Origin of the sequence: Mycobacterium sp. 360MFTsu5.1, assembly GCF_000383495.1 — a bacterium.
GTDB classification, from domain to species: domain Bacteria; phylum Actinomycetota; class Actinomycetes; order Mycobacteriales; family Mycobacteriaceae; genus Mycobacterium; species Mycobacterium mucogenicum_B.
Map to the genome: position 1 here is coordinate 260,664 of NZ_KB911462.1, position 25,118 is coordinate 285,781.

Below are 25,118 nucleotides of genomic sequence, written 5' to 3' on the forward strand. Positions count from 1 at the left end.
GTGCGGGCTCAGCGGCAGGTGTTGGCGCTGACCCAGCGGCCGTTCCAGCCGACGCAGCCCTGAACCGGCGGTGGCGGCGGTGGCGGCGGCATGTCCTCGGGCAGCGGTGCGTAATAGGCCGGCGGCGGCGCGTACGGGGCGACGGCGCCGAAGTCGGTACATCCACTGACCGTGATGCGTCGTCCGGCGCCGAAGCAGACATCTGCACTGGCGGTGCCCGCGGGGACGACCGCGATCAATCCGGGTACGGCGGCTGCGGCCAGCGCGGCGGCAATCAGCCGGGGGCGTGGCGAGGCGGTACGCATCAGTCGCCCAGCAGTGGGCGGTCGGGCTGCTCGAGGCCGCAGCGGTCACGGAAATCGGTCATGGGCTGACGGATTGCCTGAAGTTCACTGTGCGCCTGCGGGTTTGCGTTGAAGAACGTGCGGACTTCGTTGGCGACCTCATCGCGCGGCTTGCCCTGCAGGCTGCCGTAGAAGTCGTTGACGTCCGGGTGCGTGAACAGGTAGGCGGACGCGGCAGCGGCGACGCCCGAAGCCACCCCGGCCAAGTCCGCGGGGGTGCAGTTGGGGGCCGTCGGGGCGGCCATCGCCTGACCCGACATCGGCAGGGCGGCGGCCATGACAGCCATGGCGGCTCCTGCGGCAGCTACGACCGCCCGCTGGGCGACCGATTTGGTGAAGGCCATTGCCGTATTCCTTTCCACAGTGCCTTTTCCGGGCGGATCGACCACCCGACACAGCCGGACTGTAGCAGGCGGATTGACTCCGGCGACATTTTCTGGGCCGGCAAATCGGTAGCGCGACCTCCCTGCTGGTTGCAGCTCAGCGGCCCCACTGACGGAGACCCTTTCGCGCGCCGTCAAGACCGATTCTGGCTAATCCGACGATGTGGTGTTTTTCACTATGGGAAACACGATTCACCGTCAAGAACGATGTACTGGCAAACCAGATGTACGTCTGGTGCCGGTGCGTCCTCTGATGAGCGGACGTAACGCGCTGACCGTTTGCCGAGGCATTCGGCAAACGCGGTGAGTGACGAGGAGTGGTCCATGGATGCTGTGATCGGTGTTGCGCTCACCGCAACTACGGCGGGCATCACGCTCGCGTCCGGCGATGAGGCGCCCCATGCCGCTGCCGACGGCGTGACGGTGTCCTTCGATGACAGGCGATCGGCGGGCGCTCAACTGGCCGGTGCGGTGCGCCGCATCTACGCGCAGGGTGCCAAACGTGGCCGCCGCGCCCGCTCGGTCGCCGTCACCTGGACCGCCGACGCCGACGGCCATGTCGCCGGATTCAGCGGACTGCCGGCCGAGCTGGATGTCGATCTGCTGCCGGTCCCGCTGGCATCGGCAGGCTCGGCGCTGGTGTCCGATTCCGACTATGCCGACACGGTTGTCTGCGTCTTGGAACCGGATGTGGCGCGCGGGCTACGGGGTCACGCCGTTGTCGCGGATACCGACGAACCTCGGGCCGCCGTTGCGGTGGGACTGTATGACGACGACGCGGCCGACTGGCTGGCCGAGGTCCTCGGCGGACTCGACAGCCAGCCTCAGCGGCTGGTGCTCGTCGGCGCCGACGAGCACGTGCATCGAGTCGCTGCGGAACTGTCGAACCACATTCGCGTTGATTCGGATGCCGATTCGATCCTGGCGCTCGCGCGTGGTGCCGCGTTGGCCTCGGCGCGCGACGCTGCTCCCTTGGGTGTGGACGAGCCCGGCCCCAAACGCCTTGCCAGGAGGCCGGTTTGGCTGACACCGGTGGCGCTCGCGGCGATGGTGCTGGTTTCGGCTCTTGTCGCGACCATGCCTCTCGGCTCTGCCGGCCCATCGCCCACGCCGGCACCGGCACACGTACCCGTCTCGCCTGCTGTGCAAGCGCCGCCGAAGCTGAGTCCGAGTCCGAGTCCGATTCCGCCTGAGCCGGAGCCGTCCGCAGTGCCGGCGCCGGCATCGGATGCGCCCGCGGTCAACCAGAAGCAGAACCAGAGCGATACGTCCGCCGGGGTGCCCGAAGGCCGCGCGCCGCACGTTCCGCCGCTAGCCGTCGAGCCCGCGGTTCCGGCGCCGCCGCAAGTTGCCGAAGCGCCGGACAACTGCGTCGTGTTGTGCGGTTTCGTGCTCTAGGCAGTTTGCGGAGATTGCTTGGCAAGCCCTCGGCGAGCTTGGCATGCTTGGTCCACTATGGGTGATCTCGGAGTGTTCGGCGCGTGGCTCATGCTCGCCTTGGTCGTCGGCGGGGCGGTCTGCGTGGCGGTCGGCTGTGTGTTCGTGACGCGACGCATCATCGCCCGGGATGCGCGCCCGGAACAGAACTCGTTCCTGTCCCCGTTCCTCACCGTCGTGGGCCTCGTCTACGGGGCGCTCCTGGGATTCACGGTGGTCGTCGGTTGGCAGCAGTTCCTCAGTGCGGAGACGAATGTCGCCAACGAAGCATCGACGCTGACGACGCTGTATCGGCAGACCGTCGCGATGCCGCAACCCGAGCAGGCGCAGGTTCGCGAGCAGCTGCGCAAGTACGCCGCCGCGGTGCAGGGCCCCGCCTGGGGCATGGACGAATTCGCCGACATCAGCAACAACGGCCGCGCTGCGCTCAGCGAGCTGTATCGCGTTGTGGGAACGCATGGTTCGGGGCCGAGCGCGAGTCCGATCGATTCGCAGTTCCTGAGCGAGCTGACGGTGCTGGCCTCCGACCGCAGCGAGCGCATCCTCAATTCCCACCAGCGCATTCCGGCACTGTTGTGGTGCGCCCTGATCTTCGGCGGGGCAGTGTTGATCCTGCTGACGTGCTTCATGCGGCTGGAGAACGCCCGTGCGCACGCGGTACTCGTCGGCGCCGTCGCCATCCTGTTGTCACTGCTGCTGTACGTCATCTACACCCTCGACCATCCGTTCGGCCCCATAGGCGTTACCCCGCAGCCGTTTTCGCATGCGGTCAAGGTGTTCGACCTGGTCGACCGCGGCAGCTGAGCGTCGCTCCGTGGGCCGATCGGCGGACGACGGTCTATTATCTGCGTATGAATGCAGATAACCAGGTGCCGGCGCCGCTCGCCGACGACCAGGTGCGTCTGGTGGCCGAAGTGTTCCGGATGCTCGCCGACCCGACCCGCGTCCAACTGCTGTGGGCGTTGAGCGCATGCGAGCTGTCGGTCAATGAACTGGCCGAGCGCGTCGGCAAGCCCGCGCCGTCGGTGTCACAGCATTTGGCGAAGCTGCGGATGGCGCGGTTGGTCCAGACGCGACGTGCCGGTACGACGATCTTCTACAGCCTCGAGAACGAGCACGTGCGTCAGTTGGTGGTCGACGCCGTGCACAACGCCGAGCACGCGGGTCCCGGGGTGCCGGCACATCATCGTCAGGATCCCGGTGTGCGGAGGCTCGACGCCGACACCGCTGTGCGCAAGGGCGGCCGACGATGAGCGCGCACCACCAGCACGACCACGACCACGACCATGCGCACGACCACGGCCACTCCCACGGTGGGTGGGGGGCGATCCGCGGGCTGTTCGCTCCGCATTCGCATGACGCGGCGGACAGCCTGGACAGCGCGCTGGAATCGAGCGCCGCCGGCATCCGGGCGGTGAAGATCAGTCTGCTGGTGCTGGCCCTCACCACAGTCGTGCAGATCGCCATCGTGGCGGCGTCCGGGTCGGTGGCCCTGGCTGCCGACACGATTCACAACTTCTCCGATGCCCTGACCGCGGTGCCGTTGTGGATCGCATTTGCGTTGGGCGCCAAGGCCGCAACCCGCCGCTACACCTATGGCTTCGGCCGGGTGGAGGACCTGGCGGGATTGTTCGTGGTCGGCATGATCACGCTGTCGGCGGTCATCGCCGGCTATGAGGCGATACGGCGGTTGATCCATCCACAGGTCATCGACCACGTGGGGTGGGTGGCACTGGCCGGACTGGTCGGATTTCTCGGCAATGAGACGGTGGCGGTCTACCGCATCCGGGTGGGGCGGCAGATCGGTTCGGCGGCGTTGGTCGCGGACGGCATCCACGCACGCACCGACGGCTTCACGTCACTTGCCGTGGTGCTCGGCGCCGGCGGAGTGGCCTTCGGATATCCGCTCGCGGATCCGATCGTCGGGTTGATCATCACGGTGGCAATCCTGGCCGTGCTGCGCACGGCGGTGCGAGATGTGTTCCGCCGCTTGCTCGATGGCGTCGACCCGGCCCTCGTCGACACGGCCGAGCGGTCCCTGGCGGCCGAACCGGGCGTGCGGTCGGTGCACAGTGTGCGCATGCGTTGGATGGGGCACCGCCTGCATGCCGATGTGGAGCTCGACCTCGATCCTGACTTGAGCCTGGCGCAGGCTCACCGGATCGCTCATGACGCCGAGCATCATCTGGTCCGCGCCGTCCCCAAGCTCACCACGGCGCTGATCCACGCGTATCCGGCGCGCTAGAGGCGGATCGCGCCGAGCTGTTGCAGCTGGGCGAGGGTGTCGACGACACCCCAGACCTCGGCGATCTGTCCGTCGGTAAACCGGATGATGAACATTTCTTCGTACCCAACGGGTTTCCCGGTCGGCGCCAGGCCGCGGTACTCGCCGAGATGTGTTCCGGTCACCGTCTGCCGCGAGGCGATCTTGTCATGGTCGACGACCATGTCGTCGACCTTGACGTGAATGTCGGGGAAGGCGCGAAGGAGCAGGGTCCAGATGCGTTTCATGGTGTCCGGCCCGGAGCCGGCCGCCAGCGGTGAATGGACGACGGCGTCGGGATGGAAGACGTCGTCGATCGTGCTCACGATGTCGTCGATGTCTCCGCTGTTGCAACTGCAGTGGAATCGCTCGAAGGTCGCGACATTGGTGCTCGTGGGTGTCGTGGACATGGACCCTCCTTGCGATGTGGCGCAACGGTTCGCGAGCCCACCCGGCCCTCAGCCCGCGTTGCCCGTGCGGTCTGCCAGCCCCAGTCTCAGGTGCTCGCTGTGATAGACGGCTTCGTCGAGCAGTTGCGCGACGTGGTTGTCGTACAGGGTGTAGACGATGCTGCGGCCGCTCCGGGTGCCGGTCACCAGCCCGAGATTGCGCAGCAGCCGGAGTTGGTGGGAGACGAGGGATTGTTCGAGTCCGATGGCGTCGGCGAGGTCGGTGACGGAGCGAGCGCCCTGGCGTAGTTCGGTGAGGATCATCAACCGGCTCGGTGTCGCAAGCGCCTGCAGCGTCGTGGCGACCTGGGCTGCGGCGTCAGCGTCGAGTCGCCCGGTTGGGCGATCACGTCCCTCGACACCATGTCCCACCGTTGTAGTGTACTAGGCCGCACACATGAAGACGTATTCATTTGTTCTGATAACGTTGGCTGCATGTGTTCGCGAGGTGCGTCATGGCGACGGTGATTCAGGCTGCTCGCCCGGCGAGGGTCGCCGCGGTGGTGGCACCGTCACGCCGCAGGTGGTTCGATCTGTCCGAGATGCGCTGGGCGGCAGCAGCTTTGGTGTTGTTCCTGGCCGGTTTGGTGCTGCAGTTGGCCGGTGGGCCGACGTGGACGTGGTGGGCTCTGTACCTGGCCTGCTACGTCACCGGCGGTTGGGAACCGGCACTGGCGGGGCTGCAGGCGCTGCGCGAGAAGACCCTCGACGTGGATCTGCTGATGGTCGTCGCCGCGATCGGTGCGGCGTCGATCGGCCAGGTCACCGACGGCGCCCTGTTGATCGTCATCTTCGCGACCTCCGGCGCACTGGAGGCGCTGGCCACCGCACGGACCGCGGACTCGGTGCGCGGTCTCCTGAATCTGGCGCCCGACACCGCGACCCGGTTGTCCGACGACGGCGAGCACGTCGTGCCGGCCAGTGAGCTGGCGGTCGGCGACGTGGTGCTCGTGCGCCCGGGTGAGCGCATCTCCGCGGACGCCACGGTGCTCGACGGCGCCAGCGAGATCGATCAGGCGACCATCACCGGTGAACCGCTGCCCGTCGACAAGGCCGTCGGCGACGAGGTCTTCGCCGGCACGCTGAACGGCACCGGGGCACTGCAGATTCGGGTCGACCGTCGGGCCGCCGACTCGGTCGTGGCGCGCATCGCGGCGCTGGTGGAAGAGGCGTCCCAGACCAAGGCCCGCACGCAGCTGTTCATCGAGAAAGTCGAGCAGCGCTACTCGATCGGGATGGTTGTCGTCACCCTCGCGGTGTTCGTGATCCCGCTGCTCGCGGGCGGCTTCGTGCGGGAGGCGCTACTGCGGGCCATGACCTTCATGATCGTCGCGTCCCCGTGCGCGGTGGTGCTGGCCACGATGCCGCCATTGTTGGCGGCGATCGCCAATGCCGGGCGTCACGGCGTGCTCGTCAAGTCGGCGGTGGTCATGGAACAGCTCGGCGCCGCGACTCGCGTGGCGTTCGACAAGACCGGAACGTTGACCCGGGGGACGCCGGAGCTTGCGGAGATTCGGCTGCTGACAGCCGATTACACACAAGATGCGGTGCTGACGCTGGCCGCGGCCGCCGAACATCCCAGCGAGCACCCGCTGGGCGCGGCGATCGTCCGTGCGGCGAAGGCGCGCCGACTGGTCCTGCCGCGCGTCGCCGATTTCGCCGCCGAACCGGGCCGCGGCGTGCGGGCCACCGTGAAAGGACACCCGATCACCGTGTCCTCACCGTCGACGGAAAGTGACGAGGCGGTGGCTCAGTTGGAGCAGCGCGGTTGCACCGCGGTCGTCGTGGCGGTCGACGGTCGTGCGGTCGCAGTGTTCGGCATGACCGACGAACTTCGCCCCGACGCCCACGGCGCGGTCGCCGCCGTCGCCGCCCTGACGGGGCAGGCCCCGGTCCTGCTCACCGGTGACAATGCCGCGGCGGCATGGCAATTGGCCGGTCAGGTGGGCATCGCCGAGGTGCGTGCCGGCCTGCTGCCGCACGACAAGGTGGCGGCCGTCCGGGACTTGCAGGCCGACGGCCATCGGCTCGTCATGGTCGGCGACGGCATCAACGACGCGCCCGCGCTGGCGGCGGCGCACCTGGGCGTTGCGATGGGCGGCGCTGGATCGGATCTCACCCTGCAGACCGCGGATGCCGTCGTCATCGGCGATGACCTGCGCACCATCCCTGCGGTGATGGCACTGTCGCGGCGCGCCCGCCGCGTGGTGATGGCCAACCTGGCCATCGCGGCGACTTTCATTGCGGTGCTGGTCGTCTGGGACCTCGTCGGCACCTTGCCCCTCCCGTTGGGAGTGGCGGGTCACGAAGGCTCGACGGTCATCGTCGGGCTCAACGGACTACGGCTGCTCCGGCGTGGTGCCTGGCGCGCGGCTCAGTCCTCGTAGGGGACGAACTCGTCCTTGCTGACCCCGCACACGGGGCACACCCAGTTGTCGGGAATGTCCTCGAACGCGGTGCCGGGGGCGATTCCGCTGTCGGGGTCGCCGTCGGCGGGGTCGTAGATCATGCCGCAGCGCACGCAGATCCACAGCTGGGCGGTTTGGGTCTCGGTCATGGTGTGTCCGTTCGGAGAAGTGGTGTGGTCAGGGCTCGACGTGCGCCGGGGCGAGGCTGAAGCGGTTGGCCCGCCCGAAGGTGCCGAAGTCGTTGAAGCGGACACCGTTGTCGCGCAGCACTTTCTGGCAATCGTGCTTGATCGCCTCGCGGAGATAGAACGGGTCACGCACCAGGAAGTGGTGGATGGCGTGGGTCTCGCCGAAGTTGAAGCACAGGGCGTGGAACGGCTTGAGCCACTTGGCCGTCCAGACCTGGGTCTGCTGCATCACGTTGTGCTCCTCGACATCGCCGTAGTAGTGCATGTTGGAACTGACGAAGTGCAGGCAGAACGTGCGCACCGCGTTCGGCGCCAGCAGCGTGACGGCCACGAAGTTGAGCGCCGTCACCCAGCTGCCGGAAATGCTGCTGCCGGTGACGAATTCGTAGACGTGCACACCGATGAACAGGTGCCACAGCGTGTAGTGGATGGTTCCGAGCGGGAAGTACAGGGCGAGCGTCTTGGCGGCGAGCTGGCGTGCCTCTTCGGGGGAGCGGGCCTCGTGCTTGATGTAGGCGGTAACGATGGCGCGCTGTCGGAGTGGCTTGGTGTAGATGCCGAGCATCGAGTCGAGCAGGCTGAGCAGCCGGTGGCTGCCCCAGCCTTCGCCGTTGGTGATGCCCCGTTCCTCGAGGTCTGAATCGGTGCCCGAGACCTCGTGGTGGTGCAGGTGCAGCGTCCGCCGGATCCAGGGGTTGATGGTGCTGGGCCGGAAGAACCAGACCCCGAACATCATCACGTTGTGCACCAGGCGGTTCTGCCGGAAATACATCGAGTGGATGAGGTCGTGCTCCAGTTCGTGCAGCAGTGACAGCCAGAACGCGGTGATCAGGATGGTCGCGTACCAGGGCAGGATGCCGGCCGCGTAGAGAGCGGCGTCGACGAGGACGCCGGCGATCGACGCCAGGAAGATCGCCATCCCGACGCCGTCCTGGTGGGCGGTGAGGAACGGATGGCGTTCCCGCCAGCCGTTGCCGATGCGGATGAGCTCGCCCCGGATCGCGGCGATCCGGTTGCGGTCCTCCTCGGCCAGGTTGCGCTCGCCGGGTAGGCGGGTTGCGATGCGTGCCATGATCTCTCCATTCAAGTTAGAGAACGAATGTTCCGTAAGATATGGTTGCCGATATGGCGAGGTCAATAGCTATAGTTGGATTCGTGACCGGCAACACAGAGAACAAACGCTCTCTATCTGTCGAGGCGGACTCCAGCAATGGGCGGGATCGGCATGGGCGTCGGACGCAGCAGGAGCGCCGCGAGCACACCCGCCGCGCGTTGATGACGGCGGCGCTGGAACTGACCGGCAACGGGTCGAGCTTCGATGCGCTGAGCCTGCGGCAGCTTGCCAGTAAGGCGGGTGTCGCGCCGTCGGCGTTCTACCGCTATTTCCAGTCGCTCGACGACCTCGGCCTGGCAGTGATCCATGAGACGTTCCGCACGCTCCGCGAGATCATGGGCGAGATGGCCACGCTCGACATCGACTCGTCCGGTGGCGCAATCCACGTCGGGGTGCAGGCGCTTCGTGGTGTGGTCTCGCGGGACCATGCGCACTTGGCGTTCCTGGCGCGCCAACGTGCGGCCGGGCATTCGGTGCTCCGGCGCGAGATTCGGTCGGAGATCCGTTTGTACGCTAGTCAATTGGCCACCTACATGGCCCGGTTCGAACCCATCCGGTCGTGGAGCGTCGGCGATGTGGAGATGCTGTCGAGCATGTTGATGGCCACGATCCTCGCCGGCATCGACTCGATGCTCGAGGTCATCGCGCGCGGACTCGACGAAGAGACGACGGTGCGCGATCTGGACGCGGCCGCCGCGATGCTCGAGCGCCAGATTCGCTATCTATACGTCGGTGCCACCGCTTGGCGGAGCAGTTGATCACTCGCCGGACCGAAACCCTTTGACCACAAACAGGAGTGACATGACATTCTCAATGCAACTCAGCGATGACGTCATCGAGGTGCGCGACTGGGTGCACCAGTTCGCCGCCGAGGTCGTACGCCCTGCCGCCGCGGAATGGGATGAACGGGAGCAGACGCCGTGGCCGATCATCCAGGAAGCGGCGAAGATCGGGCTGTACTCGCCGGAGTTGTTCGGCACTCAGGCCGCCGAACCGAGCGGGCTCGGCATGCTGACGGTCTTCGAGGAATTGTTCTGGGGGGACGCCGGAATCGCGCTGTCCATCATGGGTACCGGCCTGGCCGCGGCGGCCCTGGCGGGCAACGGAACTCCTGAACAGATCGGTCGATGGCTGCCCGAGATGTTCGGCTCGGCCGCGGACCCGAAGGTCGCGGCCTTCTGTTCATCCGAGCCCGACGCGGGCTCGGACGTCGGGTCCATCCGAGCCCGGGCTCGCTACGACGAGGCCACCCGGGAATGGGTGCTCAATGGCACCAAGACCTGGGCCACCAACGGCGGCATCGCCAACGTCCACATCGTGGTCGCGTCCGTGTACCCGGAACTCGGGTCGCGCGGCCAGGCCAGCTTCGTCATCGGGCCGGACACCAAGGGGCTGTCCCAGGGGCAGAAGTTCAAGAAGCACGGCATCCGGGCGTCACACACCGCGGAGGTGGTGCTCGACAACGTGCGGCTGCCGGAGGACGCGATCCTCGGCGGCCGGGAGAAGTTCGAGGCCCGGGTGGCTCGGGTGAAGTCAGGTGTGTCCGCGGGCGGCCAGGCTGCGATGAAGACGTTCGAGCGGACCCGTCCGACGGTCGGGGCGATGGCGGTCGGGGTGGCCCGGGCCGCCTACGAGTATGCCCTCGAATATGCCTGCCAGCGTGAGCAATTCGGCAAGAAGATCGGCGAATTCCAGGCCATCGCGTTCAAGCTCGCGGATATGAAGGCCCGCATCGACGCCGCCCGCCTGTTGGTGTGGCGGGCCGGCTGGATGGCGCGCAACAATGTGCCGTTCGAGAACGCCGAGGGCTCGATGGCGAAACTGGTGGCCAGCGAGACCGCCGTGTACGTGACCGACGAGGCGATTCAGATTCTCGGCGGCAACGGGTACACCCGCGACTACCCGGTCGAGCGGATGCACCGCGATGCCAAGATTTTCACGATCTTCGAGGGCACCAGTGAGATTCAGCGGCTGGTGATCTCGCGGGCGGTGACGGGTCTGACGATCCGCTGAATCAGGACTCGTCGATGCGGTGCTGGTAGGCGGCGCGCGCTGCCGGATCGAAGTCGAGGAACGTGCGGTACGCGCCCAGCCGCTGGTTGACGAAGTCGCGCAGCCGGCGTCCGATCAGTGGCTGGGAATTGAGGATCGGCCCGATGATCTTGGGCACGAACACATCTGCGGTCGGCCGCGCGACCGCGGCGACGATCGCCTCGGCGACGTCGTCGGGTTGCGCATTCGGGATGAACTTCAGCCCGGCGGTCCCGGCGATGAGTTCGGTGTTCGTGAACGACGGCATCACGCAGGTGAACTCCACTCCCGTGCCGGAGTATTCGACGCGCGCGGTCTCGGTGAGCGCGATGACGGCGGCCTTGGTGCCGCAGTAGGTGAGGCCGCCGGGCACCGGAGTCTTCCCGGCGGACGAGGCGATGTTGATGATGTGGCCGGACCCGCGCTCGACCATGGCAGGCAGGGCCAAGTGCATGCCGTTGATGCAGCCCATGACGTTGATCTCGACGGCGCGCCGGTGCCGGTCGGCCGGCTGCTCGAGGAAGCGGCCGATGGGCATGATCCCGGCGTTGTTGATCAGGACGTCGAGCGGTGCGTGGGCGGTCGCCTCCTTGTGGAACGTGGCGAACGACTCGTAGTCGGAGACGTCGACGGGGTGGCCCTCGGTGCCCGGGCCGACGATGCCCGCGGCCGCGACGGCCGACTCGCTGTCCAGGTCGCCGATCACGATGGTGGCGCCACGTCGGTACAACGCCTTGGCGGTCGCCAGGCCGATGCCGCGGCCGGCGCCGGTGATCGCGATGCGTCGTCCACGTAGGGAAGTGGCGCCCATGGCTTGCTCCTCGAGTTCGTCGTGATGCCTCGAATGTAAATGAGCCTACATTTGACGCGCAAGAGGTCTTGACGCTCGAATGTAACCTAAGTTATGTTTCGAATACCACGCCGGCCTGGTCACATGGAGTAGACCGCTCGCGTGCGCACTCTCAACGGCCTTCGGCACACGAAAATTGGTGAAGCGGATGATGGGTTCAACAGAGCAGGAAACGCCTGTAGTCACCGGGCTGCGTGAGGTGTTCGCCACTGGCCGCACTCGCGACATCGGCTGGCGGCTCGAGCAGTTGCGTGGCATCGAGCGGATGTGCGACGAATGCGAGCAGGAGATCGTCGAAGCACTCGCCGCCGACCTGGGACGTCCCGCGTTCGACGGGTGGCTCGCCGACATCGCGTCCACCAGGGCCGAAGCGGCATATGCGCGTAAGCATCTCAAGAAGTGGATGCGCCGGCTTTCGGTTGGCCTGCCCCTGAGTCAATGGCCGGGCAAAGGTTGGGTGCAGTACGACCCGCTCGGCGTGGTGCTGGTGATCGGGGCGTGGAACTACCCCTTCTATCTCAGCGTCGGACCGCTGGTCGCGGCCGTCGCGGCCGGCAACTGCGCCGTGGTCAAGCCGTCCGAACTCGCTCCGGCGACCTCTGCGTTGCTCGCACGCCTGTTGCCGAAATACCTTGACCGCGAGGCGATCTGGGTCGTCGAAGGCGACGGAGCCGCCACGCAGGCGCTGCTGGCGCAGGGGTTTGATCACGCCCTGTTCACCGGCGGCACCGAGGTGGGGAAGAAGATCATGGCCGGGGCGGCCCCGACGCTGACCCCGGTCACGCTGGAGCTCGGCGGCAAGAGCCCCGTCATCGTCACCGCGGACGCCGACATCGACGTCGCGGCCCGGCGGATCGCGTGGGTGAAGCTCCTCAACTCGGGGCAGACCTGCATCGCCCCGGACTACGTACTGGCCGAACGGCCGATCGCCGACGAACTCGTGGCCAAGATCGCGGAGAACATCGAACGGTTCCGGTCGGCGGAGCAGACGAAGTCGCAGCGCATCATCAACGACCGGCAGTTCGACCGGCTCGTCGGATTGATCGCCTCGACCACGGGCACCGTCGTGACCGGTGGCGCGGCAGACCGATCGACCCTGTGTATCGAACCCACCGTCATCATCGACCCCGCGGCGGATGACCCGGTCATGACCGAGGAGATCTTCGGTCCCATCCTGCCGGTGGTCCGGGTCGGCTCGGCCGACGCGGCCATCCGATACGTCAACGCCAAGCCGAAACCGTTGGCGCTGTACGTGTTCACCGAATCGACATCGCAGGCGCGGCGGATCATCGACGCGGTCCCGTCCGGTGGCGCGGTTGTCAACCACATCGCGATGCACGTGATGGTGCCGCAGTTGCCGTTCGGCGGTGTCGGACCGAGCGGGATCGGTGCCTACCACGGGCGGTGGGGCTTCGAAGCGATGAGTCACCGCCGGGCAGTGCTGGCCAAGCGCAGCAGCCCGGACCCCACGCTGTTCTACCCGCCCTACGGCCGGGTGGCCATGAAGCTCATGCGAAAGGTGTTCTGATGCGCCGCCTTTCGAGCCTGGATGCCCAGTTCCTGGCGGCCGAACATGACCGCTTCGCAGCCCACTACAGTGGCCTCGCGCTGTTCGAGACCGTCGACGACACCACCATCACCGCCGCGACGATGAAGAGCCGGGTGGCGGCATGCATAGACCGGCTGCCTCCGTTGCACTGGAAGGTCGTGACGGTCCCGTTGGGACTCGACCATCCGGTGTTCGTCGAGACCGACGTCGATCTGGACGAGCACATCTTCGAATCCTCCTTACCCGCGCCGGCCACCGACGAAATGCTGGGAGATGCGGTGGCCCGCATCTTGTCGACGCGATTGGACCGCGACAAGCCGCTGTGGCGGTTGGACGTGATCCATGGACTTCCCGGCCGTACCGCGGTCGTCATCACGCTGCACCACGCCGCCGCCGACGGAATCGCGGCAAGTGAGGTCCTGGCCGCGATCATGGACAGCGACGACGAACCGGCGCTGGAGACGCGAGGCCCGGAAGCCGAGCCGAATCCGTTGGAGCTGGCCACTCGTGGGCTCGCCGCACTCCCGGTCCGCGGGGTGCGGGCACTGCTGTCCGCACCGGAGACGTTGGCAAACCTCGACCAGGTTCCGGCGATCCGCGCCCTGCCGGGCGTGCAGACCCTGGCGCAGCTGATCCGGCGCGACGGCGACGCGAAGGTGTTGCACTCGCCACGGACACGGTTCAACGTGAAACTTTCGGGCGAGCGCACAGTGGCGTTCGGGACGGTTCCGTTCGGTGAGATCAAGGCACTGAAGACGCATTTCGGAATCACCGTCAACGACGTGGTGATCGCCTTGTGTGCAGGGGCATTGCGGCGCCGGCTCACCGAGACCGGCGAAGTACCGGCGCAGCCACTGGTCGCCTACATTCCGGTGTCGAAGCGGTCACCCGATGCGCAGGACCGCTTCGGCAACGCGATCAGCTCCATCATCGCGCCCGTGCCGGTTCATCTTTCCCAACTCGGAGAACGGCTTTCGTACGCACACGAAACCATGACGCAGGCCAAGCATCGCACCAGCGAGGCTCCGGACACCCTGCTGAGTGATGTGAACGACCCGATTCCCGTGCCGTTGTTCGGCTTCGCGGCACGCGCCCTGATGGACCTGATCTCATCGCGCTTCTCGCGCCCGCCGATCAACCTGGTGATCTCCAACGTGCCGGGGTCGCCGACCCGGATGACCTGCTCCGGCGCACCGCTCCTGGCGGCCTACCCCGGCAGCGTCGTGTTCGACGGCTTCGCTCTCAACATCACCGTCGTCAGCTATCAGGATGGCCTCGACATCGGAATCGTCGGCGACGCCAAGGCTTTACCGGATGCCTGGGAACTGATCGCGGACTTCCGCCGCGAACTGGATGACCTGTCCGCCTTGGCGAACGCAGAAAGGATTCCGGAGTGATGACAGCAACTGCCGACGAATTCACCGCTGAACTGGTGGTGCGGCGGCGAACAAACGCGGCCGACGGGGTGGTGGCCCTGGAGCTCGTCGATCCGCAGGGCCACGCGCTGCCCGCATGGGAGCCAGGCGCTCACATCGATCTGCTGCTCGACGAGGGCCTGGTGCGCCAGTACTCGCTGTGCGGTGATCCGCGCGAGGTCCGCAGCTGGCAGGTCGGCGTCCTGCTCGACCCGAACAGCCGGGGCGGCTCACAGCATGTGCACGAGCATCTGCACGAAGGCATTGCCATCCGGGTTCGCGGTCCCCGCAACAACTTTCGGCTCGTCGACTCACCGAAATACCTGTTCATCGCCGGCGGCATCGGCATCACACCGGTGAAGGCCATGGCGGAAAGCGCAGAGCGTGCGGGCCTCGACTGGACCATGCTCTACCTCGGCCGCACCCGGTCGACCATGGCGTTCCAGCAAGAATTGCAGCACACCTACGGCGACCGCGTGACGGTGTGGGCCGACGACGAGCGCGGCGGCTTCGCGGACCTGGCGGCCGTGCTGGCAGAACCGGCCGACGACACCGTGATCTACAGCTGCGGACCGGAGCCGCTGCTCGCGGCGGTCGAAAAGCACTGCGCCCACTGGCCGGACGGCAGCCTGCACGTGGAGCGGTTCGCGGCGCAGGCGCCGTCTGCCGAGACGCTCGCCGAGGCGTTGGACAGCTACCAGGTGGTGTGCCGGCAGTCGGGAGTCACGGTCGAGGTGTCCGACGGCGTGCCGATGCTGGAGGCATTGGAGGACGCCGGCATTCCCATCATGTCCTCCTGTGGTGAAGGCGTCTGCGGTACCTGCCGGACCACCGTCCTGGAGGGCATCCCCGACCACCGCGACTCGCTGCTGACCGAGGCCGAGCGAGCCGCGGCCGACGTCATCCTGCCCTGCGTTTCGCATTCGCGCTCCGAGAAATTGATCCTCGACCTCTGACCTCGACATCAGCACCAACAAGCAAGGGAGTCCACCATGAGCACCGAGACCTTTACCGACATCGACCTCGCCACAGTCGATCTCACCGACCTGTCGTATTTCCAGGACGGACCGCCGCACGAGTTGTTCGCCCGCATGCGCAAAGAGCCCGGCCCGCACTGGAACGCACTGACGGACGCCGACGAACCCGGCTTCTGGTCGTTCACCAGATATGACGACATCCAGGCGATCAGCAGCAACTCCCAGCTGTTCTCCTCGGCGCGGGGCGGGGTCTTCTTCACGGCCTCCCGGGGCGCCGCGCCGATCGAAGCCCTGCGCGAAGTCATCCTCGGGATGGACCCGCCGCGGCACACCCAGCAGCGCATGGTGGTGCAGGCGGTGTTCACGCCCCGCATGATCCGGCAGATGGAGGCCGAGGTCCGCGCCACGGTCGCCCGGCTCATCGACGACGTGATCGAAAGGGGTACATGTGATTTCGTCGAGGAGATCGCCGTCGAACTGCCCTTGATCGTGATCGCCGACATGCTCGGTGTCGTGCAGGACGACCGCCGACAGCTGTTCGAGTGGACCAACATGCTGTCCCGCGCGGCGGCCACCGGTGACTCCCAGATGGGCATGGGCGCCCTGATCCAGATCGGCGGCTACCTGACGGCGCTGACCGCGGCGCGCAAGGAGAACCCCGGCGAGGACCTGCTGTCGCGGATGCTGGCGGCCGAGGTGGACGGTGAGCGGCTGTCCGAAGCCGAGATCACGTTCTTCTTCGCGATCCTGATGTTCGCGGGCAACGACACCACCCGCAACACCGCCTCGGGCGGCCTGCGGGCGCTCATCGAGAATCCGGCCGAACGGCAGAAGCTGCTCGACGACCCGGAACTGATCCCGGGTGCCGTCGAGGAGATGCTGCGCTGGGTGTCCCCGGTCATCTACTTCACCCGCACCGTCACCGAGGACACCGTCGTCGGCGGACACCCACTGAAAGAGGGGGAGCGCGTGTGCCTCTGGTACCCGGCCGGCTCGCGTGACCCGGAGAAGAACGAGAACCCCGAGACCTTCAACGTGTCGCGCGGGAAGATGCCGCACATGGCGTTCGGCGGCGGTGGCGCACACTTCTGCCTCGGTAATCAGTTGGCGCGCCTGGAATTGCGGGTGCTGTTCGAGGAACTCCTGCGCCGCATCCCGGACATGGAGATCACCGGACCGGTGACCCGGCTGGTCTCGACGTTCTCCAACGAATTGACCTCGATGCCGGTGCGCTTCACGCCGGGCACCCGGGAAGGCTGACCATGTTCCCGGGAACTCACGCGCTGACGATGCCGGACAAGGCGGCCGTCATCATGGCCGAGTCGGGGCGTACCGTCACCTATCGCGAACTCGACGACAGCTCACGGCAACTCGCTGTCGCACTGGCCGATTTCGGCCTCGTCAAAGGCGATGTCATCGCAATGCTGAGCGACAACGCTGCCGAGTGCTTCACGATCTACTGGGCCGCACTGCGGTCCGGCCTGTACCTGACCGCAGTGAACTTCCACCTCACCGCCGAGGAAGCCGCCTACATCGTGGACGACTGCGGTGCCAAGGTGCTGATCGCCGCGGGTCGGTTGGGGGAGTTGGTCGAGCAGGTGCGGGCCCTGGTCCCGAACGTCGGACATGCCTTCAGCTTCGGCGACAACCTCGCCGGATTTGATTCGTACGCAGACCTTTTGGCCTCAGCCGGTCACCGGACCCTGCCTGACCAACCCCGCGGCAGCGATATGTTGTACTCGTCGGGCACCACGGGGCGCCCGAAAGGAATCAAGCCGCCACTGCTGCCGATCCAGGTCGACGAGCCGGGCGATCCCATCACGGGGTTGCTCGGCACCGCCTTCGGTGTGACGGCCGACGACGTCTACCTCTCTCCGGCGCCGATCTATCACGCCGCGCCCCTGCGCTGGTGTGGCGCGATCCAGGCGCATGGCGGCACCGTCGTGGTGCTCGAGAGATTCAAGGCCGAGACGACGCTCGACGCCGTCCAGCAGTACCGGGCCACGGTCATCCAGGTGGTGCCGACCATGTTCGTCCGGATGCTGCAGTTGACCGACGACGCCCGGGCGTCCTATGACGTCTCGAGTCTGCGGTTGGCGGTGCATGCCGCGGCGCCGTGCCCACCCGATGTGAAGCAGGCCATGATCGATTGGTGGGGGCCGATTCTCGTCGAGTACTACTCGTCGACGGAGGCCTGCGGCTTCACCGTCATCAACTCGCACGAGTGGCTGGCCAAGCGCGGTTCGGTGGGCCGGAGCATGCTCGGCCCGGTGCACATCTGCGGTGACGACGGCGCGGAATTGCCCACCGGTGAGCCGGGATTGGTGTACTTCGAGCGCGATGTGCGTCCGTTCGAGTACCACAACGACCCGGCCAAGACCAAGGATGCCGAGCACCCGGCGCACGACAACTGGACGACGGTGGGCGACATCGGCTACGTCGATGCCGACGGTTATCTCTTTCTGACGGACCGGAAGTCGTTCATGATCATCTCCGGCGGTGTGAACATCTATCCGCAGGAAGTCGAGGACGCCCTCGCGCTGCACCCGGCGGTGTTCGACGTCGCCGTCATCGGGGTTCCGGACCCGGCCATGGGACAGCAGGTTAAAGCGGTCGTCCAGCTGCGTGACGGAGTTGACGCCAGCGACGAGCTGGCGGCCCAACTCATCGAACATTCCCGGGCGAAGGTCGCGTCGTTCAAGACACCCAAGACCGTCGACTTCGTCGAGAGCCTGCCGCGTACCCCGACGGGAAAACTGGTCAAGCGCAAGCTCGTTCAGCAGTACGTGGCGCCGGCGAGGGGATGACGGGATGCGACGCATCGTCGGTGTCGAAGACTACTTCGACGCCGGCGTGGAACTGTTGGCGACGCAGGGCCCGGACAGCATCAAAGTCGGCGCCCTGTGCGGTGCCCTGGGGGTCACCACCGGCTCTTTCTACGGCTACTTCGCCAGTCTCGACGAGTTCGTCACCCGGCTCCTGACGACCCGGCTGTCGCAGCCGAACCGGCGCCTACTCGAGTTGGCTGCTTCCGATGACACGTCGGAGGCGATCATGGCCCGGTTACGCGAGCTTCTCGACATCGTTCCGCACGATGCCGAGACGGCACTGCGCGCCTGGGCCCCGCGCCGTGCCGTCGCGGCGCAGCTCCAGCATCGACTGGACATCGAACGTGGCGCAGCCCTGGCAGCCATCCTCGGCAAGCTCGTGCCGGCGGAGCACTGCGGTCGCCTCGCCGAAGTCGCCATGGCTCTGTTGATCGGCTACCAGCAGTTGTTTTCAGACACCGGAGCCGCGGACCGCGACAGCCTGTTCGAGCAGTTCGAAACCATGGTGAGGGCGCACCAAATATAGGTTCCCTTACGATGGGCACTGCGTGAGTGAAAGGTGTGGCGAGTGCGGCTGTCGGTGACGCGCGATGACTACTTCAACGCCGCGATGGAGATCCTGGCCTCGACCGGGGTGGCCGGCTTGAAGATCGCTCCGTTGTGCAAATCGCTGGGCGTCACGTCGGGCTCGTTCTACGGATACTTCGGCAGCATGGACGGCTTCGTCACGGAGTTCCTCGCGTACTGGGAGCGCGCCCAGACCGAGCGGATCGCCGAATTGTCCAACGTGCCAGAGGATCTTGCGACGCGGGTTCATCTGATGAAGACCCTGACGGCGAAACTGCCGCACGATGCCGAGGCGGCGATCCGGGGCTGGGCGCACGCGAATTCGCAAGTGGCCCAAGTTCAGAAGGCGGTCGACGCCAGGCGCGTCGAGATCCTGACCAACCTGCTCCGGCCGGCGGTGGCTACCCGCCGGCAAGCCGAGACGCTCGCCATCATGGGCATCACCCTGCTCGTCGGATTGCAGCAATGGCGGTCGCCGGTCACTCGAAAGGACTTCAACCGGGTCTTCAACGAGTACGAGCAGATGGTCTATCGCGCGATCGGACACACCACCGCGCCCTGAGTGGGCCGACCGGCGGTGCGTCAGACGAGTTCCGGCACCCGCAGATGAGCGATGGCCAGTTCGAACTCACAGATGTCGACCAGACTGCCGCCCAGCTGGGCGAGCTTTTCGGTGCGGAGCGCGCTGGCCTCTTCGCGGTTGTTGTCCAGCGCCGTGGCGCTGTCGAACGTCACGGACGAAACGGCGCGTCCGGACGGCTTGTCGAGCAGGAGGCTGGCGCTGCAGAATCCCTCGAGTTTCTCCAACGGCGGCAGGACCAGCGTCCGGTAGAAGTCGGTGAGCAGGTCCGCCTGATGGGGTTCGACGGAGAACCAGGCAACGCGAAGGCAGGCGCCCTCCGGCGAGCGGTGGCGGCGGTGCAGCGCCGTGACCTCCCACTCGCTGATCTCCTTCCGGGTTCCGTTCAGCAGCTCTGCCGCGCGTTCCCCGAGGGGACGGGCGGCATGCGCCGTCAGGTGCATCACCGCTTCGGACTCCCAGGAGCTGGTGGCGATGCAGCGCCCCAGGCGCCGGTCCACCAGCAGTGACATCCCCGCGGCCCCCAGCTCCTCCAGTGCGGGCAGCACGGTGTCGCGCATGTACGCAACGCCCGCGTCGATCGACGCCGGCTCGGCCTGAAACGTGGTTGAGCGTGCGTACACCAGGCGCTCCTCGGTTGCGGCAGCGCCCCGTGGCGCTGCTCGTTCTCCCCACAGCGTCCCTTGTCGACCCCGATGGCGTATGGACTTTGCCGGAATCCACAGGTTGCGTTAAGGAGCGAGAACCGCGGCGCCGAACCAATGGCAAAGCAGCAGTGCGACTTCCACGTCGATGCGGTCTTCTTCGATCGGTCTGCCGCGGCGCTCGATGGCGCGCTGCACCCGGTACTTCACCGAGTTGACGTGCAGGTGCAGCTCGTCGGCGCTGGATTTGAAGCTGGAGCTGTTGCGCAGGAACCCGCGGAGGGTCTCCCGCAGCCGTTCATCGCTGTCGGTATCCGCGGCAAGCGGGCCGAGCACCTGGCCGACCCACGATCGGGCATGTTCGAGGTCCGAGCTGAACTGTGCTGCGACCACGAGGCCCGGTTCATCGGCGGCGGTGACCGGCCGTGGCGGGGCGCCCGGCGCCATCGCGACCGTCCTGGCGGCGACGGCCTGACGGTGTGAGTCGCGGAAACCGCGCAGCCCGCCCAGCGGGTTTCCCACGGTCAGCCATGGCGCGTCCGGGCGGGACCGGACAAACGCGCGGATTTGACCCACCGGATCGTCGGCGCCGGCCGGTAGCGGAATCCAGGCCCATCCGGTCACCTGATCCGATGCGACGAACAACGGGCGTTCCCGCGCGCCCAGGGCGGCGGCCAGATCGGTCACGAACCGCTCCATGACGTCCAGTTCGTCGCCGTCGGCATGCTCCGCACACCACACGATGAGCGCCAGATGGACCCGGTGCAGCGGGTAGCGGATGAGGTCGGTCGTCTCGTCGATGTCGAGATCGCCGCCGTCGAGCACCTCGCGCACGCGCAGTGCCCGCATCTGGTTCCGATTGGCCAGCCATCGGTCGCGCTCGACCTGGTAGGCGTTGACGACCTGATGCGAGACCTGGTCGATGTAGGTGAACGAGCTGGCGGCGATCTCTTCGAAGACCTGCCATCCCAGCTCGGCGTCGAGCTGCGCCGCCCGCACCTCATCGAGGATCAACTTGAGGACACTGTGGTGACCGAGGCGGTACGCCCGCACCAACTCGTCGACATCGGTGCCGCGCTGCGCCATCCGGCGCGCGTGTTCCAGCGCTGCCGTGGGCGGTTCGATGCGGTCGATGGGGATCCCGTGGCGGATGGCGGGGAAGAAGGCTTCGAGGTTGCCCTGCACGGCGTCGTAGAGCAGCTCCATCAACTCGCCGTCACCGGCCATCTCGGACCGCTCCTGAGCCAGCAATTCCTGGATCGAACGGGTCGTGGCCGGCAGCTTGTCGCCCAACCGATCCACGATCATCGCGGCGGTCTCGGCGGCGAGTGTCCCGGTGTCGTGGCTTCGCGACATCGCCCGACTCTATGGCTTGGCGGGCGTGCCTATCTGGGAATGCGGGCGCGACCCGCGACTGACTGGATCGTCAATTTGTTACTGGCCGGTGGCGTAGGCCAGGGTGCGCGCGCGGGCCGGCGCGGCGACGTGCGGCAACGCCACCGAGTGGACGGCGGCAGCGGCGGCACTGCGGCGGGCGTTGAACCAGCGGACGCCGGCGGCGCCGACGACCAGCAGCAGCGGCCACAGGCCGATGGAGAAGAGGACGATGGCGTCGAAGATGAAGGCGGGCTCGAACATGGCTGTGCTCCTGGATTGATGAAATATATTTGTTCCGTTGATATTTGGAGTTTTCTCAACGGGGAAGCTGATACCAGAACGGTACGGCGCGGGCACGCGGCGACCCAGGTACCGCCGAGACAATCTTTTGGCGATCTGGCCCGAATCGTTGTCCCTGACGAACAAAGGGGCATCAATTTCCGCGGGTGGCCCCCATTCCGGCGCGCCGCGCCGACAATTGATGGTGACGGCAGCAACCGAACCGAAGGCCTCCGACGTGTCCGAACCCGACGAAACGCAACGTGGCGTCGCGACCGGCTGCTACTGCAGACCGGCGACGGAGTCCTGGTGGTCTGGTGGTCCGGCCTTGCGGTCGATCCCGAGAACCGTTTGAACGACGTCGTCGATGGTGGGGATGTCGTCGGACATGTCGGTCGAGGGAGATGCGGTGGCGCTCAGCGCCGTTGCGATGACGTCCCAGGTGTGGCCGGCGGCATGTGCCGCCTCGACAGCCTCGCGCAGTTCACGCTGGGCGGCGCGCAGCGCCTGATGAGCTGCGCCGATGCGCTCGACGTACGCGAGGTGCATTTCCTGCTTCTCTGCTGACATCACTTGTGCTCCAGCCGTTCCTGAGGCTGATGACCGATTCGGGCGCCGAGACTGAGCTTGTGTGTCAAATCCAGCCCAGATCTGGCACACAAGCTCATGTTCGTCAGCTCAGCCGGAAGGCCAGGCCCTCCGGCGGTCACCTCAACCGTCGTTTCCTTTACCGCCTGTTCAACTCAAGGTAGTTTATCTATGGCAACTGACATAGATTTCTATATAGCACCAATGCGTGATTCAATGCAAGTAGTGGAACAGGGAATCTCATGAACGATGCAGATCGCCGGCTGGTGCCGCCGAGCGCAGGACCCGCTGCCGCGGGCCCGGCATCCGATCATGCGGTGTACGGGATCACGGTCGCCGCGGAACTCTCCGGTGCCCCAACACAATCACTGCGGCTGTGGGAGCGGCACGGGCTTCTCACACCGGCGCGCACCGACGGCGGCACCCGCCGCTACAGCGCCGACGACGTGGCCCGGATCGGGCGGATCGTCGCCCTGGTCGCCTCGGGCGTGAACATCGCGGGAATCAGCAGGATCCTCGAATTGGAAGACGACAACAGCGCACTGCGCAGCGCGGCCGATCGGCGCAACCGCTCGAAGTGACGGGCGGCTGACCAGCTCGGTTATCGTGCCTGGGTTTTCGCCGCGAGACCTCGGGTGGCGGGCCCCTCCAGGAGCCGACCGTCCGGCGCGAACCGCGAACCGTGCAGCGGACACTCCCAGGCCCGGTCGGCGTCGTTCCACCGCACCACGCCGCCCAGGTGCGGGCAGATCGCCGACACGGTGCGTTGTTCCCCGTCGACCAGGCTTTCGGCGCGTAGCTGCCACGGGGGTCCACTGACCACCCCGGCGCCTTCGGAGATCCCGTCCGGCGACGCGGAAAGCGGCATGATCCAGCCTTTGGCCAGATTCAGTCCGACCTCGAGATTCGCGCGCAGCGCGGCCGTCACGCCGCGCAGTTCGTGCGGACTCCAACTGGCGAACGCGCGAGCCCACTCGATGTGGCCGCCGAGCATCTGCGCCGAGAGGGCGAGCGCCGCCGCAACACCGTTGGTCAGGCCCCACTTGTCGAAACCTGTTGCCACCCGAATCTTTTCGTAACCCGGAAGCAGGGGGCCGACGTACGGCAACTCATCGATGGGCGAATAGTCCTGGGCTGACCAGAAGTGTGTCGGACGGGCACCCGGATAGTGCAGTTCCGCCCACTTGGTGAGCTCGGCCACGTCGTGGGCGGGTGTGTGCGCGCGGCCCACCGGATGGCCGGCGCCACCGACGATGAGTTTTTCGCCGCTCGCGGATGGCGCGTACCGCACCGACCTGGTGGGGGAATCGACCGAGATGAACATGCCGCCCGTCGCCTCGCGGGCGACGTCGAAAGCCATGCAGTAGGAGCGTTTCGCCGTCAGCCGCGCGAAGAAGCCGCCGCGGTCCAGGATCGGTGTTCCGGTCGCCAGGATGCACCGGTGCGCGGTGACCGACATGTTGGACCCCGCGGCATCAACCGTGGGGTGCGTTGCCTGCAGCGCCACGCGCACCAATCCGTCGTCGGCCACCGACACCGCGCGGACGCCCTGCAGCAGGGTGCCGCCGTGGGCTTCGAATTCGACCGCCAGACTGTTCAGCAGAGGCATCGGATCGACCTGTGCCTGTTCCGGTAGCCGCACGCCGCCATGGAACGGGAACGGCACATCGGCGGTGTCGACCCACTGCGCCTGCGTCAATCCCGCTTCCTGGCAGGCGCTGAACGTGTCACGCGCGGTGGCGACACCCGAGAACGTCTGGGCGTAGGCGTGGTCGGGTTCGGCCTGCCACGGGATCGCATGGTTCTCGCAATGGCGCACCAGCCAATCACGTCCCTCGGCGTTGCCGCGGACGTAGTCGCGCAAGACGTCCGCGCTGTGCTTGGCGGCAATGCGCGCCAGCTTGCTGCCCTGCAAGACGGTCAACTTGCCGGTGGTGTTGCCGGTTGTGCCGGCACCCACATGCCGCGCCTCGACAACCGTGACGTTCTTGCCCGCTCGGGCCAGCAGCACGGCGGTGGTCAGCCCGGTGATGCCGGCGCCGATCACGACCACGTCGGCGGGCGACGCGAGGTCCGTCGACTCCGGCGACGGCGGCGAAGTCGGCGACATCTCGCGGTCGGCCAACCACAACGAGGTCCGGTGGCAACCATTCGGAGGTCCGGTCACCGCCATGCCTAACCGGCCATGAATTCGGCGTAGGCGGAAGCCAATTCGGGCGGCAGCACCGTCACGTTGCACCGCTGCTGCGTGTCACCGATCGGCGCCAGGATTCCACGCAGGTCCTGATACTGCTGGGGGTGGGCCGTGAAGTACGCCCGGATATCGGCCGACGCCATCGGCCGCGGCTGCGAATATGACGCCACCACAACCTGATTGGCATCGGGATGCGCTGTCAGGTAATTGCTGGCCGCTCCGGTGGCCGAACTGACGGTATTAGCAACGGATTCCGGGCTGCAGTCGGCTTCCGCAATCGCCGTCGCGGGTGTGATCAGACTCAGACACAGCGGTACGGCGGCCAGTACCGGGGTCAGGCTGGTGAATCGAAGCGTCATGGCATGTCCTCCTCTGTGTTTCGTTGCCGACTGGATGCAGATCGGTTGGACGGCATCCGCCAGGCACCGGTCGTCATATACCCGCGGTCGTGAATCTGAACCCACCGGATTTTGCTGTCTCGCATCCACACTGCGTGTTTCAAAGCACCGGAGCGGGTATTCAACCGGCGTCAGGTGGATTCCGAACTCGACGTCCGCTGGAGTGGCTCCGACACTGCCGTCGCTTCTCTCCGGTTCCACAGATCCGGGCGTCCGGTCGGTCGACACCGGCACCGCCGGGACGGTCCAGCCGCA

The 25,118-nt window shown here is 66.7% G+C and carries 28 protein-coding genes; 15 read left to right on the forward strand and 13 right to left on the reverse strand.

Annotation, left to right across the window (positions count from 1 at the left end; translation table 11 throughout):
* Positions 1-8: 8 nt before the first annotated feature.
* Positions 9-305: a hypothetical protein gene (locus H289_RS0101390; protein WP_020098961.1), complete on the reverse strand. Its 297-nt coding sequence runs from the start codon at positions 303-305 to the stop codon at positions 9-11.
* A complete protein-coding gene (locus H289_RS0101395) occupies positions 305-688 on the reverse strand; it encodes a heme-binding protein (protein WP_020098962.1) in 384 nt (127 codons plus the stop codon). The genes H289_RS0101390 and H289_RS0101395 overlap by 1 nt, the downstream gene beginning before the upstream one ends.
* A gap of 363 nt (positions 689-1,051) precedes the next feature.
* On the opposite strand from H289_RS0101395, the gene H289_RS0101400 reads away from it, so the two are divergent.
* Genes H289_RS0101400 through H289_RS0101415 form a run of 4 tightly spaced genes read left to right on the forward strand, consistent with a single transcriptional unit; the run spans position 1,052 to position 4,409 of the window.
* Positions 1,052-2,125 carry a DUF7159 family protein gene (locus tag H289_RS0101400; protein ID WP_020098963.1) on the forward strand — a complete coding sequence of 358 codons (1,074 nt, stop codon included), beginning with the start codon at positions 1,052-1,054 and terminating at the stop codon, positions 2,123-2,125.
* Positions 2,126-2,182: 57 nt separating this feature from the next.
* Positions 2,183-2,968, forward strand: coding sequence for a bestrophin-like domain (locus tag H289_RS0101405; RefSeq protein ID WP_020098964.1), 786 nt, complete (start codon positions 2,183-2,185; stop codon positions 2,966-2,968).
* Between the two features lie 47 nt (positions 2,969-3,015).
* Positions 3,016-3,417 carry an ArsR/SmtB family transcription factor gene (locus H289_RS0101410; protein ID WP_020098965.1) on the forward strand — a complete coding sequence of 134 codons (402 nt, stop codon included), beginning with the start codon at positions 3,016-3,018 and terminating at the stop codon, positions 3,415-3,417.
* Complete coding sequence (locus H289_RS0101415; protein WP_020098966.1) at positions 3,414-4,409, forward strand: cation diffusion facilitator family transporter; 996 nt, start codon at positions 3,414-3,416, stop codon at positions 4,407-4,409. The genes H289_RS0101410 and H289_RS0101415 overlap by 4 nt, the downstream gene beginning before the upstream one ends.
* Here H289_RS0101415 and H289_RS0101420 read toward each other — a convergent pair.
* Entirely contained in the window at positions 4,406-4,837 is a 432-nt protein-coding gene (locus H289_RS0101420; protein ID WP_020098967.1) for an ester cyclase, read from the reverse strand. The two genes, H289_RS0101415 and H289_RS0101420, sit on opposite strands and share 4 nt — an antisense overlap.
* A gap of 48 nt (positions 4,838-4,885) precedes the next feature.
* Positions 4,886-5,248, reverse strand: coding sequence for an ArsR/SmtB family transcription factor (locus tag H289_RS0101425; RefSeq protein ID WP_029104663.1), 363 nt, complete (start codon positions 5,246-5,248; stop codon positions 4,886-4,888).
* A gap of 83 nt (positions 5,249-5,331) precedes the next feature.
* Between H289_RS0101425 and H289_RS0101430 the strand changes: the two genes are divergently transcribed.
* Positions 5,332-7,263 carry a heavy metal translocating P-type ATPase gene (locus tag H289_RS0101430; RefSeq protein WP_020098969.1) on the forward strand — a complete coding sequence of 644 codons (1,932 nt, stop codon included), beginning with the start codon at positions 5,332-5,334 and terminating at the stop codon, positions 7,261-7,263.
* Here the strand turns inward: H289_RS0101430 and rd are convergent.
* Positions 7,251-7,433 (reverse strand): rubredoxin, encoded by a 183-nt coding sequence (gene rd / locus H289_RS0101435; RefSeq protein ID WP_020098970.1) that lies wholly within the window; start codon positions 7,431-7,433, stop codon positions 7,251-7,253. The genes H289_RS0101430 and rd overlap by 13 nt on opposite strands.
* 28 nt (positions 7,434-7,461) lie before the next feature.
* The gene (locus H289_RS0101440) at positions 7,462-8,544 is read right to left on the reverse strand and encodes a fatty acid desaturase (RefSeq protein ID WP_020098971.1); all 1,083 of its coding nucleotides are present in this window, start codon (positions 8,542-8,544) and stop codon (positions 7,462-7,464) included.
* Positions 8,545-8,627: 83 nt separating this feature from the next.
* On the opposite strand from H289_RS0101440, the gene H289_RS0101445 reads away from it, so the two are divergent.
* Positions 8,628-9,344, forward strand: coding sequence for a TetR family transcriptional regulator (locus tag H289_RS0101445; RefSeq protein ID WP_196809967.1), 717 nt, complete (start codon positions 8,628-8,630; stop codon positions 9,342-9,344).
* A gap of 43 nt (positions 9,345-9,387) precedes the next feature.
* Positions 9,388-10,599, forward strand: a complete 1,212-nt coding sequence (locus H289_RS0101450; protein ID WP_029104666.1) for an acyl-CoA dehydrogenase family protein — start codon at positions 9,388-9,390, stop codon at positions 10,597-10,599.
* A gap of 1 nt (position 10,600) precedes the next feature.
* Here H289_RS0101450 and H289_RS0101455 read toward each other — a convergent pair whose 3' ends face one another.
* Positions 10,601-11,428 carry an SDR family oxidoreductase gene (locus H289_RS0101455; protein WP_020098974.1) on the reverse strand — a complete coding sequence of 276 codons (828 nt, stop codon included), beginning with the start codon at positions 11,426-11,428 and terminating at the stop codon, positions 10,601-10,603.
* A 187-nt stretch (positions 11,429-11,615) separates the two neighbouring features.
* Here H289_RS0101455 and H289_RS0101460 point away from each other — a divergent pair, with 187 nt between their 5' ends.
* Genes H289_RS0101460 through H289_RS0101490 form a run of 7 tightly spaced genes read left to right on the forward strand, consistent with a single transcriptional unit; the run spans position 11,616 to position 19,365 of the window.
* Complete coding sequence (locus H289_RS0101460) at positions 11,616-12,995, forward strand: aldehyde dehydrogenase family protein (protein WP_020098975.1); 1,380 nt, start codon at positions 11,616-11,618, stop codon at positions 12,993-12,995.
* A complete protein-coding gene (locus H289_RS0101465) occupies positions 12,995-14,413 on the forward strand; it encodes a wax ester/triacylglycerol synthase family O-acyltransferase (RefSeq protein ID WP_020098976.1) in 1,419 nt (472 codons plus the stop codon). The genes H289_RS0101460 and H289_RS0101465 overlap by 1 nt, the downstream gene beginning before the upstream one ends.
* Positions 14,413-15,387: a PDR/VanB family oxidoreductase gene (locus H289_RS0101470; protein WP_020098977.1), complete on the forward strand. Its 975-nt coding sequence runs from the start codon at positions 14,413-14,415 to the stop codon at positions 15,385-15,387. The genes H289_RS0101465 and H289_RS0101470 overlap by 1 nt, the downstream gene beginning before the upstream one ends.
* A 36-nt stretch (positions 15,388-15,423) precedes the next feature.
* The gene (locus H289_RS0101475; protein ID WP_020098978.1) at positions 15,424-16,668 is read left to right on the forward strand and encodes a cytochrome P450; all 1,245 of its coding nucleotides are present in this window, start codon (positions 15,424-15,426) and stop codon (positions 16,666-16,668) included.
* Positions 16,669-16,670: 2 nt separating this feature from the next.
* Entirely contained in the window at positions 16,671-18,215 is a 1,545-nt protein-coding gene (locus tag H289_RS0101480) for an acyl-CoA synthetase (RefSeq protein WP_020098979.1), read from the forward strand.
* Between the two features lie 4 nt (positions 18,216-18,219).
* Entirely contained in the window at positions 18,220-18,762 is a 543-nt protein-coding gene (locus tag H289_RS0101485) for a TetR/AcrR family transcriptional regulator (protein ID WP_020098980.1), read from the forward strand.
* Positions 18,763-18,804: 42 nt separating this feature from the next.
* A complete protein-coding gene (locus H289_RS0101490; protein WP_020098981.1) occupies positions 18,805-19,365 on the forward strand; it encodes a TetR/AcrR family transcriptional regulator in 561 nt (186 codons plus the stop codon).
* A gap of 20 nt (positions 19,366-19,385) precedes the next feature.
* Here H289_RS0101490 and H289_RS0101495 read toward each other — a convergent pair whose 3' ends face one another.
* The 4 genes from H289_RS0101495 to H289_RS0101510 form a co-directional block, all read right to left on the reverse strand.
* Positions 19,386-20,006 carry a hypothetical protein gene (locus tag H289_RS0101495; protein WP_020098982.1) on the reverse strand — a complete coding sequence of 207 codons (621 nt, stop codon included), beginning with the start codon at positions 20,004-20,006 and terminating at the stop codon, positions 19,386-19,388.
* A 108-nt stretch (positions 20,007-20,114) separates the two neighbouring features.
* Positions 20,115-21,383, reverse strand: coding sequence for a PucR family transcriptional regulator (locus H289_RS0101500; RefSeq protein ID WP_020098983.1), 1,269 nt, complete (start codon positions 21,381-21,383; stop codon positions 20,115-20,117).
* 78 nt (positions 21,384-21,461) lie between these two features.
* Complete coding sequence (locus H289_RS0101505) at positions 21,462-21,665, reverse strand: hypothetical protein (protein ID WP_020098984.1); 204 nt, start codon at positions 21,663-21,665, stop codon at positions 21,462-21,464.
* Positions 21,666-21,965: 300 nt separating this feature from the next.
* Positions 21,966-22,253 carry a hypothetical protein gene (locus H289_RS0101510; protein WP_020098985.1) on the reverse strand — a complete coding sequence of 96 codons (288 nt, stop codon included), beginning with the start codon at positions 22,251-22,253 and terminating at the stop codon, positions 21,966-21,968.
* A gap of 260 nt (positions 22,254-22,513) precedes the next feature.
* On the opposite strand from H289_RS0101510, the gene H289_RS0101515 reads away from it, so the two are divergent.
* Positions 22,514-22,852 carry a MerR family transcriptional regulator gene (locus H289_RS0101515; RefSeq protein ID WP_020098986.1) on the forward strand — a complete coding sequence of 113 codons (339 nt, stop codon included), beginning with the start codon at positions 22,514-22,516 and terminating at the stop codon, positions 22,850-22,852.
* Positions 22,853-22,872: 20 nt separating this feature from the next.
* On the opposite strand, the gene H289_RS0101520 is transcribed toward H289_RS0101515, so the two are convergent.
* Positions 22,873-24,444 carry an FAD-dependent oxidoreductase gene (locus H289_RS0101520; RefSeq protein ID WP_020098987.1) on the reverse strand — a complete coding sequence of 524 codons (1,572 nt, stop codon included), beginning with the start codon at positions 24,442-24,444 and terminating at the stop codon, positions 22,873-22,875.
* Positions 24,445-24,446: 2 nt separating this feature from the next.
* On the reverse strand, positions 24,447-24,824 hold the full coding sequence (locus H289_RS0101525; protein ID WP_020098988.1) for a heme-binding protein: 378 nt from the start codon (positions 24,822-24,824) through the stop codon (positions 24,447-24,449).
* Between the last annotated feature and the right edge of the window lie 294 nt (positions 24,825-25,118).

Excerpts from the sequence above, each read along its gene's own strand:
- H289_RS0101390 (WP_020098961.1), bottom strand. The coding sequence starts at position 305 with ATGCGTACCGCCTCGCCACGCCCCCGGCTGATTGCCGCCGCGCTGGCC.
- H289_RS0101395 (WP_020098962.1), bottom strand. The coding sequence starts at position 688 with ATGGCCTTCACCAAATCGGTCGCCCAGCGGGCGGTCGTAGCTGCCGCA.
- H289_RS0101400 (WP_020098963.1), top strand. The coding sequence starts at position 1,052 with ATGGATGCTGTGATCGGTGTTGCGCTCACCGCAACTACGGCGGGCATC.
- H289_RS0101405 (WP_020098964.1), top strand. The coding sequence starts at position 2,183 with ATGGGTGATCTCGGAGTGTTCGGCGCGTGGCTCATGCTCGCCTTGGTC.
- H289_RS0101410 (WP_020098965.1), top strand. The coding sequence starts at position 3,016 with ATGAATGCAGATAACCAGGTGCCGGCGCCGCTCGCCGACGACCAGGTG.
- H289_RS0101415 (WP_020098966.1), top strand. The coding sequence starts at position 3,414 with ATGAGCGCGCACCACCAGCACGACCACGACCACGACCATGCGCACGAC.
- H289_RS0101420 (WP_020098967.1), bottom strand. The coding sequence starts at position 4,837 with ATGTCCACGACACCCACGAGCACCAATGTCGCGACCTTCGAGCGATTC.
- H289_RS0101430 (WP_020098969.1), top strand. The coding sequence starts at position 5,332 with ATGGCGACGGTGATTCAGGCTGCTCGCCCGGCGAGGGTCGCCGCGGTG.
- rd (WP_020098970.1), bottom strand. The coding sequence starts at position 7,433 with ATGACCGAGACCCAAACCGCCCAGCTGTGGATCTGCGTGCGCTGCGGC.
- H289_RS0101440 (WP_020098971.1), bottom strand. The coding sequence starts at position 8,544 with ATGGCACGCATCGCAACCCGCCTACCCGGCGAGCGCAACCTGGCCGAG.
- H289_RS0101450 (WP_029104666.1), top strand. The coding sequence starts at position 9,388 with ATGACATTCTCAATGCAACTCAGCGATGACGTCATCGAGGTGCGCGAC.
- H289_RS0101455 (WP_020098974.1), bottom strand. The coding sequence starts at position 11,428 with ATGGGCGCCACTTCCCTACGTGGACGACGCATCGCGATCACCGGCGCC.
- H289_RS0101460 (WP_020098975.1), top strand. The coding sequence starts at position 11,616 with ATGATGGGTTCAACAGAGCAGGAAACGCCTGTAGTCACCGGGCTGCGT.
- H289_RS0101465 (WP_020098976.1), top strand. The coding sequence starts at position 12,995 with ATGCGCCGCCTTTCGAGCCTGGATGCCCAGTTCCTGGCGGCCGAACAT.
- H289_RS0101470 (WP_020098977.1), top strand. The coding sequence starts at position 14,413 with ATGACAGCAACTGCCGACGAATTCACCGCTGAACTGGTGGTGCGGCGG.
- H289_RS0101475 (WP_020098978.1), top strand. The coding sequence starts at position 15,424 with ATGAGCACCGAGACCTTTACCGACATCGACCTCGCCACAGTCGATCTC.
- H289_RS0101480 (WP_020098979.1), top strand. The coding sequence starts at position 16,671 with ATGTTCCCGGGAACTCACGCGCTGACGATGCCGGACAAGGCGGCCGTC.
- H289_RS0101485 (WP_020098980.1), top strand. The coding sequence starts at position 18,220 with ATGCGACGCATCGTCGGTGTCGAAGACTACTTCGACGCCGGCGTGGAA.
- H289_RS0101500 (WP_020098983.1), bottom strand. The coding sequence starts at position 21,383 with ATGTCGCGAAGCCACGACACCGGGACACTCGCCGCCGAGACCGCCGCG.
- H289_RS0101505 (WP_020098984.1), bottom strand. The coding sequence starts at position 21,665 with ATGTTCGAGCCCGCCTTCATCTTCGACGCCATCGTCCTCTTCTCCATC.
- H289_RS0101510 (WP_020098985.1), bottom strand. The coding sequence starts at position 22,253 with ATGTCAGCAGAGAAGCAGGAAATGCACCTCGCGTACGTCGAGCGCATC.
- H289_RS0101515 (WP_020098986.1), top strand. The coding sequence starts at position 22,514 with ATGAACGATGCAGATCGCCGGCTGGTGCCGCCGAGCGCAGGACCCGCT.
- H289_RS0101520 (WP_020098987.1), bottom strand. The coding sequence starts at position 24,444 with ATGGCGGTGACCGGACCTCCGAATGGTTGCCACCGGACCTCGTTGTGG.
- H289_RS0101525 (WP_020098988.1), bottom strand. The coding sequence starts at position 24,824 with ATGACGCTTCGATTCACCAGCCTGACCCCGGTACTGGCCGCCGTACCG.